3 protein-coding genes are annotated in these 2,092 nt (G+C 72.3%); all 3 read right to left on the bottom strand.

The genetic code is table 11. The features are described from left to right. Positions 1-330: 330 nt before the first annotated feature. Positions 331-1,281, bottom strand: a complete 951-nt coding sequence (locus AOK23_RS23030; protein ID WP_055714573.1) for a PLP-dependent cysteine synthase family protein — start codon at positions 1,279-1,281, stop codon at positions 331-333. Positions 1,282-1,297: 16 nt separating this feature from the next. After that, a complete protein-coding gene (locus tag AOK23_RS23025; RefSeq protein ID WP_055516984.1) occupies positions 1,298-1,576 on the bottom strand; it encodes a MoaD/ThiS family protein in 279 nt (92 codons plus the stop codon). Positions 1,577-1,692: 116 nt separating this feature from the next. Beyond that, entirely contained in the window at positions 1,693-1,788 is a 96-nt protein-coding gene (locus tag AOK23_RS51680) for a putative leader peptide (RefSeq protein WP_309474684.1), read from the bottom strand. Positions 1,789-2,092: the final 304 nt, after the last annotated feature.

The following is a 2,092-nucleotide window of genomic DNA, read 5'->3' as shown; positions in this document are numbered from 1 at the left end:
CCCCGCGCCCCTGAAGGGAACGGGCCTGCGGCACGCCCTCCATCGGAAAGGCACGGGGCCGCAGGCCCCTGCTTTTCCAGGGGCGTGGGGAACTGCGCGAGAAACCCCCAGCCCCCCGCACTCGCCGGACAGGCGAGCGCGCCCCGAGCTACTGGGCGCCCGGCCCTTGGGTTCTTTTGACGGATCTCCGTGGGAGAAGGAGCGGCGTCCGGTGCGTGCTCTCGCCGTGCCGCCTGGAAGTCCTCGTAGCGGCGCTACGTGGGCTTTCGCGCGGTGCGGCGAGAGTGCGTGCCGGACGCCGTGACGCCGCGGAGATCCATCAGAAGGGCCCTAAGCCCAGAGCTGCCCCTGCAACGTCTCGATGGCCTCCTCCGTCGTCGCCGCCGTGTAGACGCCCGTCGACAGGTACTTCCACCCTCCGTCGGCCACCACGAACACGATGTCCGCGGTCTCCCCCGCCTTCACCGCCTTCCGGCCGACCCCGATCGCCGCGTGCAGCGCCGCTCCCGTGGAGACGCCGGCGAAGATGCCCTCCTGCTGGAGCAGCTCGCGCGTGCGGGTCACCGCGTCGGCGGAGCCGACGGAGAAACGGGTGGTGAGGACGGACGCGTCGTACAGCTCCGGCACGAATCCCTCGTCGAGGTTGCGCAGGCCGTAGACGAGGTCGTCGTAGCGCGGCTCGGCGGCGACGATCTTGACGTCCGGCTTGTGCTCGCGCAGGTAGCGGCCCACGCCCATCAGCGTGCCCGTGGTGCCGAGGCCCGCGACGAAGTGGGTGACGGAGGGGAGGTCGGCGAGGATCTCCGGCCCCGTCGTGGCGTAGTGCGCGCCCGCGTTGTCGGGGTTGCCGTACTGGTAGAGCATCACCCAGTCGGGGTGCTCGGCGGAGAGCTCCTTGGCGACGCGTACGGCCGTGTTGGAGCCGCCCGCCGCCGGGGAGGAGATGATCTCCGCGCCCCACATGGCGAGCAGGTCACGCCGCTCCTGGGAGGTGTTCTCGGGCATGACGCAGACGATGCGGTAGCCCTTGAGCTTGGCCGCCATGGCCAGGGAGATGCCCGTGTTGCCCGAGGTGGGCTCCAGGATCGTGCAGCCCGGGGTCAGACGGCCGTCCTTCTCCGCCTGTTCGATCATGTGCAGGGCGGGGCGGTCCTTGACCGAGCCGGTGGGGTTGCGGTCCTCCAGCTTGGCCCAGATCCGGACGTCCTCGGACGGCGAGAGCCGCGGCAGGCGCACCAGAGGGGTGTTGCCCACCGCGGCCAGCGGGGAGTCGTAGCGCATGGGTGGTCAGCGGGCCTCAGGCCATGCCGCCGGCCACGGCCGGCAGGATCGTCACGTTGTCGCCGTCGGAGAGCTTGGTGTTGATGCCCTCCAGGAAGCGCACGTCCTCGTCGTTGAGGTAGACGTTGACGAAGCGGCGCAGCTCGCCGCCGTCCACGATGCGGGCCTGGATGCCCGTGTGGCGGGTCTCGAGGTCGGCGAACAGGTCGGCGAGGGTGGTGCCGGCTCCCTCCACCGCCTTCTGACCGTCGGTGTACTGGCGGAGGATGGTGGGGATGCGGACCTCGATGGCCATGGTGTGCGGCTCCTGTCGGGAGTAGTCAGGTCGAGTGGGCGCGCGGCAGCGCGGAGTGCGGGGTCACACGGGTGAGGGCGCCGCGGCTCACGGCCGTACGGCGGCAGGGGTCGGCGTCAACAGATGGCGCTGGCAAGCCTGCACAGGTCGACGTGCAGCCGCGCCACGAGCAGTGCGCCCGGCGTCTTCTCGCTCACGTCGTCAAGAACCATGGGCTCATCGTATCGATTCCCGGTCCGGGTCCCGGAATGTGATCCCACATGCCGGACGAATTCGGGCCGGTGAGTGAGACCGCACAGCTCAGCCGGACCGGCACGGGCCCCTGACGCGCCGGCCCAGGCGCCCTGCCGGACGGCACCGGCCCTCTGACAACCCGGCACCGGCCCCCTGCCGGGCCGGCGCCGGGGCGACGCGGGCGCGGCGTCGGGCACCGGCCCGGCAGGGGCCGGGGCGACGGGGCCGGGACGACGCGGGCGCGGCGCGGGCGCGGCGCGGGCGGGGGTGCCAGCGCGGCGC

The sequence above is a fragment of the Streptomyces torulosus genome (assembly GCF_001419765.1).
GTDB lineage: Bacteria > Actinomycetota > Actinomycetes > Streptomycetales > Streptomycetaceae > Streptomyces > Streptomyces torulosus.
This window is presented reverse-complemented; position numbering and strand designations above follow the sequence as displayed.

Bases quoted from the DNA above. Each gene is read 5' to 3' on its own strand.
- AOK23_RS23030 (WP_055714573.1), bottom strand. From the start codon at position 1,281: ATGCGCTACGACTCCCCGCTGGCCGCGGTGGGCAACACCCCTCTGGTG.
- AOK23_RS23025 (WP_055516984.1), bottom strand. From the start codon at position 1,576: ATGGCCATCGAGGTCCGCATCCCCACCATCCTCCGCCAGTACACCGAC.
- AOK23_RS51680 (WP_309474684.1), bottom strand. From the start codon at position 1,788: ATGGTTCTTGACGACGTGAGCGAGAAGACGCCGGGCGCACTGCTCGTG.